Annotated in this window: 15 protein-coding genes; 6 read left to right on the top strand and 9 right to left on the bottom strand. The window is 55.3% G+C overall.

Annotated features, from left to right (window positions below):
- Positions 1-4: 4 nt before the first annotated feature.
- From licT to AC3WOK_RS08790, 4 genes are all read right to left on the bottom strand, one after another.
- A complete protein-coding gene (licT, locus tag AC3WOK_RS08805; RefSeq protein ID WP_047346552.1) occupies positions 5-838 on the bottom strand; it encodes a BglG family transcription antiterminator LicT in 834 nt (277 codons plus the stop codon).
- A gap of 166 nt (positions 839-1,004) precedes the next feature.
- Complete coding sequence (locus AC3WOK_RS08800) at positions 1,005-2,294, bottom strand: carbohydrate porin (protein ID WP_431732517.1); 1,290 nt, start codon at positions 2,292-2,294, stop codon at positions 1,005-1,007.
- Positions 2,295-2,653: 359 nt separating this feature from the next.
- Positions 2,654-3,586: a tRNA dihydrouridine(16) synthase DusC gene (dusC, locus tag AC3WOK_RS08795; RefSeq protein ID WP_492354341.1), complete on the bottom strand. Its 933-nt coding sequence runs from the start codon at positions 3,584-3,586 to the stop codon at positions 2,654-2,656.
- 41 nt (positions 3,587-3,627) lie between these two features.
- Positions 3,628-4,425 (bottom strand): AraC family transcriptional regulator, encoded by a 798-nt coding sequence (locus AC3WOK_RS08790; RefSeq protein ID WP_059311490.1) that lies wholly within the window; start codon positions 4,423-4,425, stop codon positions 3,628-3,630.
- Between the two features lie 59 nt (positions 4,426-4,484).
- Between AC3WOK_RS08790 and AC3WOK_RS08785 the strand changes: the two genes are divergently transcribed.
- From AC3WOK_RS08785 to AC3WOK_RS08760, 6 genes are all read left to right on the top strand, one after another.
- The gene (locus AC3WOK_RS08785) at positions 4,485-5,195 is read left to right on the top strand and encodes a type 1 glutamine amidotransferase (RefSeq protein WP_059311491.1); all 711 of its coding nucleotides are present in this window, start codon (positions 4,485-4,487) and stop codon (positions 5,193-5,195) included.
- Positions 5,196-5,379: 184 nt separating this feature from the next.
- A complete protein-coding gene (locus AC3WOK_RS08780; RefSeq protein ID WP_014884558.1) occupies positions 5,380-5,775 on the top strand; it encodes a CidA/LrgA family protein in 396 nt (131 codons plus the stop codon).
- Entirely contained in the window at positions 5,772-6,467 is a 696-nt protein-coding gene (locus tag AC3WOK_RS08775; protein WP_492354340.1) for a CidB/LrgB family autolysis modulator, read from the top strand. The genes AC3WOK_RS08780 and AC3WOK_RS08775 overlap by 4 nt, the downstream gene beginning before the upstream one ends.
- Before the next feature lie 129 nt (positions 6,468-6,596).
- Positions 6,597-7,481 (top strand): cytidine deaminase, encoded by an 885-nt coding sequence (gene cdd / locus AC3WOK_RS08770; RefSeq protein ID WP_492354339.1) that lies wholly within the window; start codon positions 6,597-6,599, stop codon positions 7,479-7,481.
- 127 nt (positions 7,482-7,608) lie between these two features.
- Positions 7,609-8,328, top strand: a complete 720-nt coding sequence (gene sanA, locus AC3WOK_RS08765) for an outer membrane permeability protein SanA (RefSeq protein WP_047346560.1) — start codon at positions 7,609-7,611, stop codon at positions 8,326-8,328.
- Between the two features lie 121 nt (positions 8,329-8,449).
- Complete coding sequence (locus tag AC3WOK_RS08760) at positions 8,450-9,838, top strand: glutamine synthetase family protein (RefSeq protein WP_492354517.1); 1,389 nt, start codon at positions 8,450-8,452, stop codon at positions 9,836-9,838.
- Between the two features lie 50 nt (positions 9,839-9,888).
- On the opposite strand, the gene mglC is transcribed toward AC3WOK_RS08760, so the two are convergent.
- The 5 genes from mglC to yeiB all read right to left on the bottom strand — a co-directional run bounded on the left by mglC (position 9,889) and on the right by yeiB (position 16,144).
- Positions 9,889-10,899 (bottom strand): galactose/methyl galactoside ABC transporter permease MglC, encoded by a 1,011-nt coding sequence (gene mglC, locus AC3WOK_RS08755; RefSeq protein WP_029740401.1) that lies wholly within the window; start codon positions 10,897-10,899, stop codon positions 9,889-9,891.
- 15 nt (positions 10,900-10,914) lie between these two features.
- Positions 10,915-12,435 carry a galactose/methyl galactoside ABC transporter ATP-binding protein MglA gene (gene mglA, locus AC3WOK_RS08750; RefSeq protein ID WP_047174129.1) on the bottom strand — a complete coding sequence of 507 codons (1,521 nt, stop codon included), beginning with the start codon at positions 12,433-12,435 and terminating at the stop codon, positions 10,915-10,917.
- 79 nt (positions 12,436-12,514) lie between these two features.
- A complete protein-coding gene (mglB, locus tag AC3WOK_RS08745) occupies positions 12,515-13,513 on the bottom strand; it encodes a galactose/glucose ABC transporter substrate-binding protein MglB (protein WP_023312468.1) in 999 nt (332 codons plus the stop codon).
- A 295-nt stretch (positions 13,514-13,808) separates the two neighbouring features.
- On the bottom strand, positions 13,809-14,831 hold the full coding sequence (gene galS / locus AC3WOK_RS08740; RefSeq protein ID WP_059311493.1) for an HTH-type transcriptional regulator GalS: 1,023 nt from the start codon (positions 14,829-14,831) through the stop codon (positions 13,809-13,811).
- Positions 14,832-14,986: 155 nt separating this feature from the next.
- Positions 14,987-16,144 carry a DUF418 domain-containing protein YeiB gene (gene yeiB, locus AC3WOK_RS08735; RefSeq protein WP_492354338.1) on the bottom strand — a complete coding sequence of 386 codons (1,158 nt, stop codon included), beginning with the start codon at positions 16,142-16,144 and terminating at the stop codon, positions 14,987-14,989.
- Positions 16,145-16,156 lie beyond the last annotated feature (12 nt).

The following is a 16,156-nucleotide window of genomic DNA, read 5'->3' as shown; positions in this document are numbered from 1 at the left end:
AGGCTTAACGCCCCTCTTTTCTCACCCGTTCAATATGAATGGCGAGGAACATAATTTCTTCAGTTGTCAGCTCGCGCTGATAGCTTTTATGCAGATGCTGCGCGATTTTCTCCGCGCATTTCCACGCTTTCGCGTAGTTGTCCTTTACCGCCGTATGCAGCGAGACATCGTCATCCTCCACCACGGTGCGGGTGAGCATCCTCTGGGCAAAAAACTTCAGGTGGGTGACAAAACGCTGATAGCTGAGCGACTCTTCGTCATATTCAAGCTGCAGCTGATACTTCACCAGCTGCAGGATCTCCTGCATCACCCGCGTCACGTGCATCACTTCCGGCATTTCGCTATTCAGCTGCGCGGTCACCAGGTGCAGGGCAATGAACCCGGCCTCATCCTCCTCCAGTTCGACGTTCAGGCGTCTGGCGATTATGGCCCGCGCCTCCTGCCCTAATTCGAACTCCTTCGGATACAGCCGCTTGATATCCCACAGCAGCACGTTTTTGATCGCCAGCCCTTTCTTCTGGCGTTCAATCGCAAAGTAGCAGTGGTCTGTTAGGGTGATGTACAGACTTTCCTGCAATTTCCCGAGCCGCTGCGCCGCCAGCTCAATGATGCGATCGCAGGTGGTCATGACCTCTAGCGGGATCTGGCTCAGCAGCTCCCCGAGACGCCGCACCAGCTCATCGCTTTGTAGCGCAAACACCTTTTCAATCAGCGCGGTATCCAGCGCTTCACCGACGCGCTTCTGAAAGGCCAGCCCACGGCCCATCACCACCTGTTCGCGCCCGCGCTCATCCTGAACAACCACCACATTGTTATTAAGAATTTTGGCGATTTTCATCGGAACCCCAGAAACAAAAAAACCTGACCTCCGGCAGATGCCAGAAAATCAGGTTTTGCCTGCCGAAGCAGTAACAATCCAGTTCTGGCACTTTATCAGTTTCATTCGTAGCCTCAATGCCTCACGCATCAGAAACGTGACGCGGATCGAACTTGCTACGGTGATATCAGAAGCTCACCACCGTTTTCAGCTCGGTTACCCAGGCGTCCTGCGTGCGGGAAACCCCTCCCGGATGGTGCCAGTACTGAATGCCCGGCTGCAGCTCCAGCCAGGACACCGGGCGGAAACGATAGTAAAACTCGCCGTTCAGGGAATGGCCCGGCACCGGGTGATATGCCGGATTGTTATAATCGGCAACGCCGCTCAGGCTGTTCAGGTAACGCTGGTTGCGCGCGTACTGGCTGCTCATATCCACCCAGGTTAAGCCGAAGCCAATCCAGTCTTCCGGCCGCGCATCAAACAGCCCGCGGTAGCGCAGCGAGGCGGCGTAAACCTGGTGCATATAGTTAGTGCTTTGATCCGCAAGGCTCATACTGAACGAGGTGCTCAACCCGCGATTCGGATCGTCCTGATGCTGCGTAAGCTGCTGGTTCAGCCCAGCGTACATAAACCAGGTCCGGTTGTGCGTTTCAAACCCGTCCGGGTCCGTCGCGCCTGCCCCGCCGGATTTGCCGCGATAGAGATCGGTTTGCGGCGCGTTGGTAAACACCACGCCCAGGTTGTACGCGCCCGGCAGGCCGTTAATCAGCGGACGCGCTTCGATTTCAACCGGCAGCAAGACCCCTTTACTGCCCTTCGTCGACCAGCTCCACGCGTGGCTGCGGCTGGAGGCGTCCGGGTTTTGCTCCATCACGCCGCCTTTTAAGGTGACGGTTGGCGTGAGCTTATACTCCAGCGTTGTGCCCCAGGTGTGCACGTTCCAGTTGTTCCAGGTCAGCGAGTTGGCTGACTTCCCGCCGCACTGCGACAGCAGCTGAAAATCACAGGGGATGATCTGGTCAAAGGTCTGCACCTTGTTCATCATCCCGATGCGCCAGGTCAGACGCCGGTCGTCAAAGCTGCGGGCAAAGGTCAGCCAGCCCAGGCGGGTAATGGACTGTCCGCCCCAGCTCTCCTGGGTCAGATCGTTGAAGTTGACGCGCGGGTCCTGAACGCGTTTGGTGGTGAGATCGTCATTGTGGTTGCGGTTGACGATGTTCCCTTCGATACGCGCATCCGGGATGCCGGTCCAGCGCTCCAGATCCTGGTTGAAGGTCAGCGCAAACTGGTCGATATACGCCACGTGGGAATCATGGTTATAGCCCCCGCCGCCGTTCCAGCCGATTTCATTTAAATAGCCGAGATTGTACGTAAAGCCGTTATCGTTGAGGATTTTTCGAACGCCGAGCATTTCGCCGAGAAGGGGAGCCGGCGGAGCCTCGAAGCCTAATACCGTTCCGTTCCAGTCTTGCGCCATCGACAGCGGGGATATCGTCAATAAGGCGAACGCGTAGAGTTTATTTTTATATGCCATTATAACAACCTGTGAGTGAGTATTTAGTGCGTAACCGGCCGCAGGAAATTTTTCTATTTCCTGTCGATATTTCATTTTTTTAAAATCAGTAAAAAGCGCTAAGCCAAATGTCTCTCCTGCGTAAACGACAGGCAAAAAAAAACCTAAGCGCTCCACAGCGAGAATGCTGTGAAACGCTTAGGTTTTGCCTGTTAACCAGTAACAATCCTGCGTTGAAAACAGTGGCACCTTAACACCGTCGCGCCACGTTGAAAACCGGAACTGTTTTCCGGTTTAAAAAAGTGTGAGCAATTTAACGCTTATTATTTTGACTGGATCACCCGGGCAATATCAGCAGAAGTCTGTAATGTCCGGATCTCCTGAAATAAACCCAGCGCTTCATCGTACTCTTTGCGTAAATAGCTCAGCCACTGCTTAATTCGCGCCACGTGATACAAACCGGTGTCGCCCTGCTTTTCCAGCCGGCTGTATTTTTGCAGCAGCGTGACGACGTTTTCCCACGGCATACGCGGCTCGTTATATTTTACCACCCGGCTAAGGTTAGGCACGTTAAGCGCGCCGCGACCGATCATTACCGCATCGCAGCCGGTGGCGTTCAGACAGGCCTGCGCGCTCTCGTAATCCCAGATTTCGCCGTTGGCGATCACCGGAATGGTGAGGCGCTTGCGGATCTCACCGATCGCCTGCCAGTTTATGCGATCGGCCTTGTAGCCATCGTCTTTGGTGCGACCATGCACCACCAGTTCGGTAGCCCCGGCCTGCTGCACCGCATCGGCGATTTCAAACTGCCGCGCGTCGCTGTCCCACCCCAGGCGCACCTTAACCGTTACCGGCAAGTGCGAGGGCACGGCCTCACGCATCGCTTTCGCACCGCGGTAAATCAGCTCAGGATCTTTCAGCAGCGTCGCCCCACCGCCGCTGCCGTTCACCAGCTTCGACGGACAGCCGCAGTTGAGATCCACGCCGTAAGAGCCCAGATCAACCGCGCGGGCGGCGTTTTCCGCCAGCCATTCCGGATACTGGCCTAGCAGCTGAATACGCACCAGCGTGCCGGAAGAGGTGCGGCTGTTGTTGTGCAGCTCGGGGCACAGGCGGAAGAAGGATTTTACCGGCAACAACATATCGACCACGCGCAAAAATTCCGTCACGCAGAGATCGTAATCGTTCACCTCGGTCAGAAGCTCGCGCACGAGGGAGTCGAGCACGCCTTCCATTGGGGCCAGTAAAACACGCATAGCAGTACCTGTGAAAAAAGACGCGCTATAGTAGCCGCTCTCTATATCGCTGGGAAGCGCTTCTGTTCAGGGAGAAAGTCACCCGGCGTTGCCCCAACAATGGCGCGAAACGCCGCCGCAAATGCCGCCGGGCCGGAAAACCCCAGCATCCAGGCTACCTGCTTAACCGGGTATCCGTTTGCGAGCAGATCCAGCGAGGCACAAATTCTTGCACGCTGTCGCCAGGCCCGGAAGCTAAAGCCGGTATCTTTGATAAACGCGCGCGAAAATGTGCGTTCAGACATCGCGGCCCGTTCCGCCAGCCTTTCCAGAGAAAGATCCCAGAGATTGTTGGCAATGATGTCACAGGCAACGCGATGTAAGCGCTCATCCACGGGCATCGGCAGTTCGGCCAAAATCTGCTGCGTCTCGCTGAGGATATCGAGCAGCAAAACGGCCATGCTGCGCTGGCTTGCCGGGCGGTATTCCGCGCTGAACAGCCCGGCAATCAGCTCTTTGAACAACGCTGTCGCCATAATCACGTGAACCTCTTCTTTCCGCTTAAAAGGCTCGCATTGCGATATCAGCGTCGGGCTAAACCAGACCGCACGGAGCTCCGTTGTGGATAGCACGCTGTAGGTGTGTTCCTGAAAGGGAGGGATCCACAGCGCGCGCTGCGGCGGTATGACCCAGCGTTTGCTGCCGGTTTCGACCAGCATGACCCCTTTGATGGCAAACAGTAGCTGCCCCTGCGAATGCTGGTGAGGCGGATCCACTTCGCCGCGCGTATAGCTAATGGCCCCTCTTGACCATCCGATGGCATCGTCGTGAATTGGCGTTTTATCGATAACGGTTGGCATTTCACATTCCCCCCTTCCTCTTATGATGCTGCTTGTACACGTAACCAGAGAGAGACGCAATGCACATCCATTTTATCATTCATGAACATTTCGAAGCGCCAGGCGCCTATGAGATCTGGGGGAAAAATCGCGGCTGTCGTCTGAGCTACACCAGAGTTTATGAGGGCGATCCTTTACCCGAGGAGCTGGGGCGCACAGACCTGCTTATCATCATGGGAGGCCCGCAGTCACCCGCCACTACGCTTGAGGAATGCCCCTGGTTTGATGCACAGGCGGAAAAGGCACTCATCAGCCGCGCGATAGAGGCAGGTAAAACGGTGATAGGCGTTTGTCTGGGCTCACAGCTTATCGGTGAGGCGCTGGGCGCAGCGTTTTGTCATAGCCCGGAAAAAGAGATCGGCAAATTTCCCGTCAGGCTCACGGATGCAGGCAAGGCGAACCCGCTGTTTAAGGACTTTGGCAGCGTGCTGAACGTCGGTCACTGGCATAACGACATGCCGGGGTTGACGCCGCAGGCTAAGGTTCTCGCTTACAGCGAGGGCTGTCCCCGCCAGATCGTGCAATACGGCGAACGGGTTTACGGTTTTCAGTGCCATATGGAACTGACGCCGGAGGTGGTAGAGCTGCTGATTGAGCATTCGCAGAACGACCTCCGCCGTGCGGGTGAATTCCGTTTTGTCGAAACGGCGGAAAAAATCCGCTCCCATGATTATGGCGAAATGAACCAGGCGCTGTATTCCTTTCTCGATAAACTGACCGCCTCGCGCTGATGCAATCTCTGGCGCGTCACTTCGCCAGCGCAATCCCTTTCCTCTAAACTGTAGCCTGTCTCCATAAGGTGATACCGGACGTTCCATTCTGGAATGTCTGGTATGCTCAAAATTCATGATGTGATCCATGGCACATTTTTAGGTTTAATTGTATGATGAATGCGTTTCAGCAAGGACTATCACCATGAGTAAATCATTGAACATTATCTGGCAATATCTGCGCGCATTCGTCCTGATTTACGCCTGCCTGTATGCCGGGATTTTCATCGCGTCGCTGCTGCCTATCACCATTCCCGGCAGCATTATCGGTATGCTGATCCTCTTTGTTTTGCTGGCATTACAAATCTTGCCCGCAAAGTGGGTCAACCCCGGCTGCTTCGTTCTCATTCGCTATATGGCGCTGCTTTTCGTGCCTATCGGCGTCGGGGTCATGCAGTATTTTGATTTGCTCAAGGCCCAGTTCGGCCCGATTGTGGTCTCCTGCGCGGTCAGTACGCTGGTGGTTTTCCTGGTAGTGAGCTGGAGTTCGCATCTGGTGCATGGCGAACGTAACGTGATTGGGGAGAAAACAAAAAAATGATGGCCAATATCTGGTGGTCGCTGCCGTTAACCCTGGCGGTGTTCTTCGCCGCGCGTAAGCTTGCCGCACGTTTCAAAATGCCCTTGCTGAACCCGCTGCTGGTGGCGATGGTGGTGATTATTCCGTTCCTGCTGCTCACCGGCATTCCTTATGAACGCTACTTTGCCGGCAGCAAAATTTTAAACGACCTGCTGCAGCCCGCCGTTGTCGCGCTGGCCTTTCCGCTTTATGAGCAACTGCACCAGATCCGCGCTCGCTGGAAATCCATCATTACCATCTGTTTTGTGGGCAGCCTTGTGGCGATGATCACCGGGACGTCGGTGGCGATGCTGATGGGGGCTTCTCCGCAGATTGCGGCCTCTATCCTGCCGAAATCGGTGACTACGCCTATCGCGATGGCGGTCGGCGGCAGCCTCGGCGGTATTCCGGCCATCAGCGCGATGTGCGTTATTTTCGTCGGGATTCTCGGCGCGGTGTTTGGCCACACCCTGCTGAACGCGATGCGTATTCATACTAAGGCTGCACGTGGGCTGTCGATGGGCACCGCTTCGCACGCGCTGGGCACCGCCCGCTGCGCGGAGCTGGACTATCAGGAAGGGGCGTTTAGCTCCCTGGCGCTGGTGATCTGCGGGATTATCACCTCCCTGCTGGCCCCGTTCATTTTCCCGCTGATCCTGGCGGTAATGGGCTAAAATTTGCGATGCGTCGCGCAAATTTCATTTTGATTTCATAAGTTGCATACATAATGAGAAGTGGATCACATATAAAGCCCTGACGGCTCCGTAAACTACCGATCCATTAACCTTTATGAGGCAAACGCCATGCACCCACGTTTTCAAGCTGCTTTCGCCCAGCTTGCAGAGAATTTGCAGTCAGCCCTGGCTCCCGTTCTGGCAGATGCACACTTCCCCGCCCTGCTGACGGCTGAGCAGGTCACGATGCTGAAACAGGCAACGGGACTGGACGAAGACGCGCTGGCTTTCGCACTGCTCCCCCTGGCCGCCGCCTGCGCGCGGGCCGATCTCTCCCACTTCAACGTCGGGGCCATTGCGCGGGGCGTCAGCGGCACCTGGTACTTCGGCGGCAATATGGAGTTCCTGGGCGCAACCATGCAGCAAACCGTTCACGCCGAGCAGAGCGCCATCAGTCACGCCTGGTTGCGCGGTGAAAAAGCGCTGAGCGCCATTACCGTGAACTACACCCCGTGCGGCCACTGCCGTCAGTTCATGAACGAGCTGAACAGCGGGCTGCAGCTGCGCATCAACCTGCCGGGTCGCGCGCCGCACACGCTGGCGGATTACCTGCCGGACGCGTTTGGCCCGAAAGATCTGGAGATCAAAACGCTGCTGATGGACGAGCAGGACCACGGTTTCGCCCTGTCCGGCGATGACCTGAACCAGGCGGCCATTGCCGCTGCCAACAAGAGCCATACGCCGTACAGCAAGTCCCCGAGCGGCGTCGCGCTGCAGTGCCGCGATGGCCGTACCTTTAGCGGCAGCTATGCGGAAAACGCCGCGTTTAACCCAACGCTGCCGCCGCTGCAGGGCGCACTTAACCTGCTGAGCCTGAACGGCTATGACTACCCTGACATTCAGCGCGCCATTCTGGCCGAAATTGCCGATGCGCCGCTGATTCAGTGGGATGCAACCGCCGCGACGCTTAAGGCGCTCGGCTGTACGACGATTGACCGCGTGCTGCTTGCGTAATCCTTCCGGCGGGCAGAAATGCCCGCCCGTTTGCTGAAAAACCCCTCAGTTGAGTCTCTGTTTCTTGCGCTAACCAGGCGGGTAAAGTAGCCTGAGTTAAATTTCACCTTCGGTACGAGCCATCTGCATGTTAAAGCGCGTTTTTTACAGCCTGTCTGTCCTGGTCGGCATACTGCTGTTGATCGTGCTGGGTCTCGATCGCTGGATGAGCTGGAAAACCGCCCCCTACATCTTTGATGACCTGCAGGACCTGCCCTATCGTCAGGTTGGCGTGGTGCTCGGCACCGCCAAGTACTACCGCACCGGCGTCATTAACCAGTATTACCGTTACCGCATTCAGGGCGCGCTGAATGCCTACAACAGCGGTAAGGTGAACTATCTGCTGCTGAGCGGGGATAACGCCCTGCAAAGCTATAACGAACCGGTGACGATGCGTAAGGACTTGATTGCCGGGGGCGTGGACCCTGCCGATATCGTGCTCGACTACGCCGGGTTCCGCACCCTGGACTCCATCGTACGCACCCGCAAAGTCTTCGATACCAACGACTTCATCATCATCACCCAGCGCTTCCACTGCGAGCGCGCGCTGTTTATCGCCCTGCACATGGGCATTCAGGCGCAGTGCTACGCGGTGCCGTCGCCAAAAGATATGCTGAGCGTGCGCGTCCGCGAGTTTGGCGCCCGTTTTGGTGCCCTGGCCGACCTCTATATTTTCAAACGCGAACCGCGCTTTTTAGGCCCGCTGGTGCCGATCCCGGCGATGCATGAAGTGCCGGAAGACGCGCAGGGTTATCCGGCGGTGACGCCGGAGCAGCTGCTGGATATGCAGAAAAAAGAGAAAAAATAGGCCTGCCTTTATACTTTCTTTACGCCGGTCCTGACGCTTTTTATCCCCCCTTTACGCCGGCTCTTTTAACCTGAGTTCACTGCCGCTACGGCTTCATTGAAGAATGACTATGAACTCGATAATGAATGCGTTTTTCCTGAAAAGTCTTCGCCCGTATTTTAACTTCCCCGGTTTATCACTCCCCGGCAAACTCAATTCTGGCCTCTGGCTTGATGAAAAAATTGACGCCCTGCAGCACGACATTTCAGTAGAAGTGGCCGATTACCTGGAACGCTATCCGCAGACGAAACACGTTGACGTTTACCTGAACGATATCAACGGCACGATGCGCGGCAAGCGCCTCTCGGTGGAGAGCATGCTGACGCTGGAAAACGGCTGTTATTTTCCCCTTTCCGTCTACTCGATGGACCAGAAAGGAAAAATTGCGTCCCCGCTTCATGATGAACCCGACCGGCTCTGCCTCCCCGTTGCCGGCACCCTGCGCCCCTGTCCGCAGGATCCGCAGCACAACGCGCAGATCCTGTTGACCATGAGAGACACCGACGATAAACCCTGCCCGCTTGAGCCGCGCGCGATCCTGCAGAACGTCCTGGCCCGCTTCCACCAGCACGGCCTTTTCCCGGTCATTGCCCCGGAAATCGAATTTTATCTGACGGGGCATGAACGCCATGATGCGCAAAATCAGGGCTGTTTTCATATGGATACCACGGCAGCCCACGCGGCGCTGTTTGACGAGCTGGAACAGCTGGCAAACCTTCAGCGCATCCCGCTGACCGGGATCGTGGCGGAAGCCGAGTCCGGCCAGTACGAATTAAACCTCAAGCACAGCCACCGCGTTGTTGAGGTCTGTGATAACGTGCTGGCGCTGCGCCGCCTGACCCGATACGTTGCCGAAAAGCACGGCCTGCAGGCCAACTTTATGGCCAAGCCCTTCGGCGAGCTTTCCGGCAGCGGTTTGCACTTTCATTTCAGCCTCAACGACAGCCGCGGCGACAACGTCTTTGCCTCACCGGTGAACGCGCTCAACAGCATGGTGCGCTTGTGCATCGCGGGCCAGCTGGCGCTGATGCCCGCCTCCGTCGCCATTCTCGCGCCGGGCGTCAACGCGTTTCGTCGCTTGCGTAAAAACCTGACGGAGCCCGTGTTTAACTCCTGGGGCTATAACACCCGCGCCGCCGCCCTGCGTATTCCCTGCTCGGATGACAGCAACCGTCGTATCGAGTACCGGCTGGCCGGGGCCGATGCGAATCCGTATCTGGTCGCCGCGACCATCCTGACCGGCATGCTGTACGGGCTGGAAAATATCGACGAGGAGGAGTTACCGCAGCCGCAGCAGGATCACCCCGCTCTGCCGCTGTTTCAGCAGGAGGCGATTGAAACATTTGCCCGCTGTCAGTATCTCACCGACAGCCTGGGTGAAGCCTTTTCCGCCCAGTGGGTCGCCTGCAAGCTCTCGGAACTCGACTGGTTTGAGCGCATTGTGACCCGGGAGGAGTCAAATCTGGCGTAGGGCATAAAAAAAGCCCGCTCGGTGAGCGGGCCGGGTATAGCGAGAGACGCTTACTTCTTACGGGCGTATTTCAGGGAATCCAGCGCGACCGCGAAGATAATGATGGCGCCCTTGATGATGTACTGCCAGTACGGGTTCACGCCGATGTAGGTCAACCCGTAGTTGATGACGGTAAAGATGATCACACCGGTCACAACGCCGAGTACGGTACCCACGCCGCCGCTGAAGGAGACGCCACCCACCACGCAGGCTGCGATCGCATCCAGCTCGTACATGAAGCCAAGGTTGTTCGTGGCAGAGCCGATACGGCCCGCTTCCAGCATCCCGCCGAAGGCGTAGAACACGCCGGACAGCGCGTAGATGAAGAGCAGGTTCAGGGCAACGTTGACGCCGGAGACTTTCGCCGCTTCCGGGTTACCGCCGATAGCGAAGATGTTTTTACCAAAGCGCGTTTTGTTCCACAGGATCCAGACGAAGGCCACCGCAATCAGCGCATAGAAGGTGATGTACGACAGGCGGAAGCTGCCCAGCGCGATAAACCCTTGCGTAAAGGTCGAGAAGCCGCTGTCAAAGCCCGAGATAGGAGATGCACCGACAAAGTCGTAGTACAGGGAGTTGATGCCGTAAACAATGATCATCGTACCCAGCGTGGTGATGAATGGCGTCACGTTCAGGTAAGCGATGATAATGCCGTTGATCAGACCAATTACCGCGCCGATAGCGCAGACAATCAGGATCACCACGAAAATCGGCATGGTGGCCATTTCCGGGAACACCTTGTTGGCGTTTTCCATCGACTGCAGCAGGGTTGCCGCGATAACCGCCGCCAGACCAACCTGACGCCCCGCGGAAAGGTCCGTCCCCTGCGTCACGATCAGGCCCGCCACGCCCAGCGCAATGATAATACGCACGGAGGACTGGGTCAGAATGTTACTCAGGTTCAGCAGGCTTAAGAACGTAGGGTCCTGGAAAATGATGATAGCCAGCAGTACTAAAAGAACAACGTAAATACCGCCTTCTTTCAGGTAAGTGAGAAAACTTTTTTTATTTAACGCACTCATGAGGAGCCCCTGATCTTAAAGGTGCAAAGACGCAAGACGCAAAATTTCGTTTTGCGTTGTCGTTTTGGTGTCAACAATACCGGCAACGAGACCATTGCTCATAACCAGAATACGGTCTGTGATCCCTAACAATTCCGGCATTTCGGAAGAAATAATAATGATCCCTTTATTCTTTTTCGCCAGCTCGGCAATCAGCTGATAAATTTCAAACTTCGCGCCGACGTCAATACCGCGGGTCGGTTCATCCAGCATCAGAATTTCTGGCTGAGTTAATAACCAACGGCCGATAATGACTTTCTGCTGGTTACCGCCCGAAAGCGAACCAATCTGGGTGCGGTGCCCTGGCGTTTTCACGCGCATGGAGTCAATAACCCACTGGGTATCGCTCTTCATGCGGGAGTTATCCAGCAGACCGACTTTGTTTTTGTAATTGCGAATATTAGAAATTAACGAGTTAAAGTTAATATCCAGATAGGCGTAAATACCGGTCGAACGACGCTCTTCCGTGACCAGCGCAAAACCATTATTAATGGCTTCGTTAGCGTTGTGGTTATTGATTTTCTTTCCGTGCAACGTAATGGTGCCTTGAGCCTTCTCACGAATGCCAAACAGGGTTTCCACGATGTCGGTACGTTTTGCCCCCACCAGGCCGGCAATCCCCAGAATTTCACCCTTGTGCAGGTCGAAGGAGACGTCGCGGATAGACGGCTGGCGTAACGAGGTCAGATTGCGCACTTCCAGGATCACTTCGCCCGGCTTGTTTTCTTTGTCCGGGAAGCGCTGGTTCAGGGAACGGCCGACCATCATGGCGATGATCTTGTCCATGTCCAGCCCTTCCAGCGGCTGCGTGGCAATCCACTGGCCGTCGCGCAGGATGGTTATCTCATCGCACAGCTGGAAGATCTCTTCCATTTTGTGGGAGATATACACAATGCCGCAGCCGCGATCTTTCAGCTTACGAATAATGGTAAAAAGGTGATTAACCTCTTTTTCCGTTAATGACGATGTCGGTTCGTCCATGATGACGATTTTCGCATCATAGGAGAACGCTTTGGCAATTTCGATCATCTGCATCTGGGATACGGATAATGTCCCCACGCGGGCGCGCGGATCGATATCAATATCCAGCTCATCGAAAATCGCTTTGGTGTCGCGATACATTTTGTCCTGATCGACAAAGACACCTTTGGTTGGATAACGCCCCAACCACATGTTATCCATGACCGAACGCTGCAGTACCAGGTTTAATTCCTGGTGAACCATTGAGATACCGTTTTCCAGCGCTTCTTTCGCTGAATGGAAATCGATCTCTTTCCCCTGAAAAAGAATGCTGCCAGAATCTTTTTGATAGATCCCAAAAAGGCATTTTAATAATGTTGATTTACCCGCACCGTTCTCACCCATCAATGCATGAATAGAGTGAGGACGAACTTTTAAATTAACATTATCGAGTGCCTTAACGCCGGGAAATGACTTGTTGATGCCGCTCATTTCCAACAGGTATTCACCGGATGACTGAGTAGTTGTGCTGACCATAATTATACCTTGTTGGCCTCGCATATCGCGTTATAAAAGGGCGCAACGAATTGCGCCCAGTGAAGACAGTACAAATAACTTATTTACCGATAAACTCAGCCAGGTTGGACTGGTCTACGCCCACGTAAGGTACGCGAACGATTTTGTTTTCAATTTTCCAGCTGGTGCCATCTGCCGCGCCCTTGCCATCGGCCAGGTTTTTCGCCAGATCGAAGGTCGCTTTCGCCTGGTTGTTGGCATCGTTCAGCACGGTACCGGCCATCGCGCCGGATTTAACCAGCGCCAGCGCTTCTGGCAGCGCATCCACGCCGAATACCGGGATAGATGACTTATTGTGTGCTTTCAGCGCTTCTACCGCGCCCATTGCCATCGCGTCGTTGTTGGCAATAACCACTTCGATTTTGTTCGCGTTAGGACCGGACAGCCACGCATCCATTTTATCTTTCGCCTGAGCGGTATCCCACATCGCGGTATCTAACGCCAGCTGCTGGGTTTTCAGGCCCTTGTCGTTCAGCTCTTTGATAACGTAGGTGGTACGGGCTTCAGCATCCGGGTGGCCTGGCTCGCCTTTCAGCAGAACGAACTGAATTTGTCCGTCTTTGTTCAGGTCCCAGTTCGGGTTCGCCGCCCAGTGTTTGGCAATCAGATCGCCCTGAATAATACCGGACTCTTTAGAGTCGGTACCGACGTAATACGCTTTGTCGTAGCTATCCAGCGCTTTACGGGAAGGTTCTTTGTTGAAGAAGACGATTGGCACGTTCTGGCCGCGCGCTTTTTCAATCACCGTGCCTGCTGCAGCCGGGTCAACCAGGTTGATGGCCAGGGCTTTCACGCCTTTCGCCAGCAGAACGTCGATCTGGTCGTTCTGTTTGGACTGGTCGTTCTGGGAGTCATTCATCAGCAGCTGAACGTCTGGCGCTGCTTTAGCATCTTTCTCAATTGCTTTACGCACAACAGACATGAAGTTGTCGTCGTATTTATAGATGGTCACACCAATACGGGTATCCGCAGCGTGCGCTGCTGCACCAAAAAGCATGCTTGCCATTACAGCAGACAGGGTCAACACCTTCTTATTCATGGTATCTCCGGTTTTTTTTATGCAGGGTAGTTCTTGTGAATAACGATCGGCGGGCAGGTGTTAATAAAACGTTACTGACAGCCGAAGTTCACTTATAAAATTTCTATCTTCCGTGTTCGGTAACGATCCAGAAATGCGTTTTATTCGTTGTTTGCGGCACATTGGCTATAGTGAAAGTGAATAATCACCGTTACATAGCGTTTCAGCCCCTAAAACGCTGACATCATAGTCAGCGCCTTGTTAAGATACTGTGAATTTACTCACAGATTGAAAACGGTTACATCACATCATGTAATCAGTTAGTGATCGGAACCACAATTTGCCGGGGCGCGACGGAGTGACGACGCACTAAAGTCGGCATGAAACAATGTGTTGCCCCCGGATCCAGCAGCCCTGCCGCCCCCTGTAACGCCAGCTCAGTCGCCAGTTTCGCCATAGAGGCAATGGGGTAACGCACCGTTGTCAGCTGTGGGTCGGTGTAACGGGCAATCGGAATATCGTCAAAGCCGATGAGTGATAAATGCTGTGGCACCGCAATGCCGTTATCCTTCAGCGCCGTCAGGGCCCCTGCCGCCATGCTGTCGTTATAGGCAAACACCGCAGTAAGCTGCAGATTGCGCCCCAGCAGCTCCACCATGGCCGCCTCACCGCCCTGCATGTCAGGCGTCCCGGTTCCAGTCCAGCTGTCTGATGGCGTAATGCCGTGCTCTTTCAGGGCGTTTTGCCACCCCTCGCGCCGCAGTTCGTCATCTTCAATCTGGTGGCTGGAGGCCAGATAACCGATCCGCTGATGCCCGTTGTTGATGAGCATTTTGGTGGCCATCATTGCGCCGCTGACGTTATCCAGCCCGACGCAGCGGTGGGCATAGCCCGGGACGATGCGGTTGATGAGCACCATGCCCGGGATCTGATCCATAAACCCGATTAACTCTTCGTCGCTCAGGGCTTTTGAGTGGACAATCAGGGCGTTACAGCGCTGGCGAATCAGCACTTCAATGGCGTAGCGTTCCTTTTCCGCCTCATGATAGCTATTGCCGATCAGGACATATTTCTGATGCTGCTGGGCGACCACATCCACCGCTTTCACCAGCGCGCCGAAAAAGGCATCCGATACATCCATCACCACCACGCCGATAGTGTCGCTAACCTGCGACGCAAGCGCCTGAGCATTGGCATTTGGCCGGTACCCGAGCTGGGTCACGGCTTTCATTACGGTTTCACGGGTTTCAGGGCTGACCAGCGCGCTGTTATTCAGCACGCGCGAAACGGTAGCCACGGAAACGCCCGCCTGACGGGCGACGTCACGAATGGTGATCATATTCACCATCCTTCAAAGGATTGCAGCAACTCACAGACACCCCCTGTGTTTAGCAAGGTGGCTATTTTGGCAGCGAGAGAAAGGGGACTACGTGAAGAAGCTCACACTCATGAAAACGCTTACATCCGTTTTGTTAATGATTGTGATCCAGATCGTTATCTGGATGTATTTTTCAATGATATCCCTGAAGCATGTGCGGTTAACTGACGCCACACCCACTCCAGCGGTCCCTGGCGGAAATAGCGTAGCCAGAGAACAGAAAACGCCAGGTTTACTACCCAGACCGGGATAACAAACGCCAGCAGCGCGAGGCGGTCGAATTTCATAAACAGGCCAAAGCGATAGAAAAGCGTGGTGCATATCAGCGTTTGCAGGAGGTAATTGCTTAACGCCATGCGGCCCACGCAGGCGATAGCGCTGACAATCCACAGGCGAGAAAGCGTTGGCCAAAAGCCATAGATCAGCGCCGCATAGCCGATGGTCTGGAACGGCGCGCTCAGTTCACGCGGCACCTGGAGCAGGAAAGCGCACCAGCGGTAATCCCAGTGGAGGTGCCACTGCGTAATCACCGCCGGAAGGTTAATCAGCACGCCGAGCAGGACCAGCCCGGCGCCCATGCGGCGATAGTGGCGCAGGCTAAATTCGCCTTTCAGCCAGCCGGTGCGCATCAGCGACGCGCCCATCAGCATCATTCCCGCCAGCTGCCAGCCGTATTGCGCGCCCAGCGCAAGGAGGTTATCCCCCAGCATATCCGCACGGTTGCTTATCGCTTCCGTACCGCCCTTCAGCTTCCAGAACTGCTCGTACTGCAGGTTAGCGGCATCCGGGATCCAGGCACGGTTTGTCGCCTCACCGGAGATCATCCCCAGCAGCAGCAGTACCCCAAGCCCCATGACGTAGAGCATCACGCCGGTGTTAAACAGGCTTTTTACGCTGTGCGCGTCGCGAATAAGGCGCCAGCAGATGAGCCCGACTAGCCCATACGCGAGAAGAATATCGCCGTCCCAGAAGAACAGACCGTGGATAAACCCGAGAAGCACCAGCAGCGTCAGGCGCGACTGTATCCAGCGCGTACCGCGTTTGAGGAGAAGCTGCAGGCCTGCGCCAAACAGCAGGGCAAAGAGCGTGAGGAATTTGACCTGGGCGAAAAGATCGAGGATCGCCCACGTCCATGCATCACTGCGCGTGATGTCGCCATACCATGCAGGATTGAGATAAGCCGCCTTCGGCAGACCGAAGGCGCTGATATTAAGCAGCAGGATACCGAGAATGGCGACGCCGCGAACAAAATCGAGCGTGACGTTTCGCTCCATGGTCCCTGCCCT

The organism is Enterobacter sp. FW301-JW81 (genome assembly GCF_058788735.1).
This window is presented reverse-complemented; position numbering and strand designations above follow the sequence as displayed.

Excerpts from the sequence above, each read along its gene's own strand:
- dusC (WP_492354341.1), bottom strand. The coding sequence starts at position 3,586 with ATGCGTGTTTTACTGGCCCCAATGGAAGGCGTGCTCGACTCCCTCGTG.
- AC3WOK_RS08800 (WP_431732517.1), bottom strand. The coding sequence starts at position 2,294 with ATGGCGCAAGACTGGAACGGAACGGTATTAGGCTTCGAGGCTCCGCCG.
- cdd (WP_492354339.1), top strand. The coding sequence starts at position 6,597 with ATGCACCCACGTTTTCAAGCTGCTTTCGCCCAGCTTGCAGAGAATTTG.
- AC3WOK_RS08785 (WP_059311491.1), top strand. The coding sequence starts at position 4,485 with ATGCACATCCATTTTATCATTCATGAACATTTCGAAGCGCCAGGCGCC.
- AC3WOK_RS08780 (WP_014884558.1), top strand. The coding sequence starts at position 5,380 with ATGAGTAAATCATTGAACATTATCTGGCAATATCTGCGCGCATTCGTC.
- AC3WOK_RS08760 (WP_492354517.1), top strand. The coding sequence starts at position 8,450 with ATGAATGCGTTTTTCCTGAAAAGTCTTCGCCCGTATTTTAACTTCCCC.
- mglB (WP_023312468.1), bottom strand. The coding sequence starts at position 13,513 with ATGAATAAGAAGGTGTTGACCCTGTCTGCTGTAATGGCAAGCATGCTT.
- galS (WP_059311493.1), bottom strand. The coding sequence starts at position 14,831 with ATGATCACCATTCGTGACGTCGCCCGTCAGGCGGGCGTTTCCGTGGCT.
- AC3WOK_RS08775 (WP_492354340.1), top strand. The coding sequence starts at position 5,772 with ATGATGGCCAATATCTGGTGGTCGCTGCCGTTAACCCTGGCGGTGTTC.
- AC3WOK_RS08790 (WP_059311490.1), bottom strand. The coding sequence starts at position 4,425 with ATGCCAACCGTTATCGATAAAACGCCAATTCACGACGATGCCATCGGA.
- sanA (WP_047346560.1), top strand. The coding sequence starts at position 7,609 with ATGTTAAAGCGCGTTTTTTACAGCCTGTCTGTCCTGGTCGGCATACTG.
- yeiB (WP_492354338.1), bottom strand. The coding sequence starts at position 16,144 with ATGGAGCGAAACGTCACGCTCGATTTTGTTCGCGGCGTCGCCATTCTC.
- licT (WP_047346552.1), bottom strand. The coding sequence starts at position 838 with ATGAAAATCGCCAAAATTCTTAATAACAATGTGGTGGTTGTTCAGGAT.
- mglA (WP_047174129.1), bottom strand. The coding sequence starts at position 12,435 with ATGGTCAGCACAACTACTCAGTCATCCGGTGAATACCTGTTGGAAATG.
- mglC (WP_029740401.1), bottom strand. The coding sequence starts at position 10,899 with ATGAGTGCGTTAAATAAAAAAAGTTTTCTCACTTACCTGAAAGAAGGC.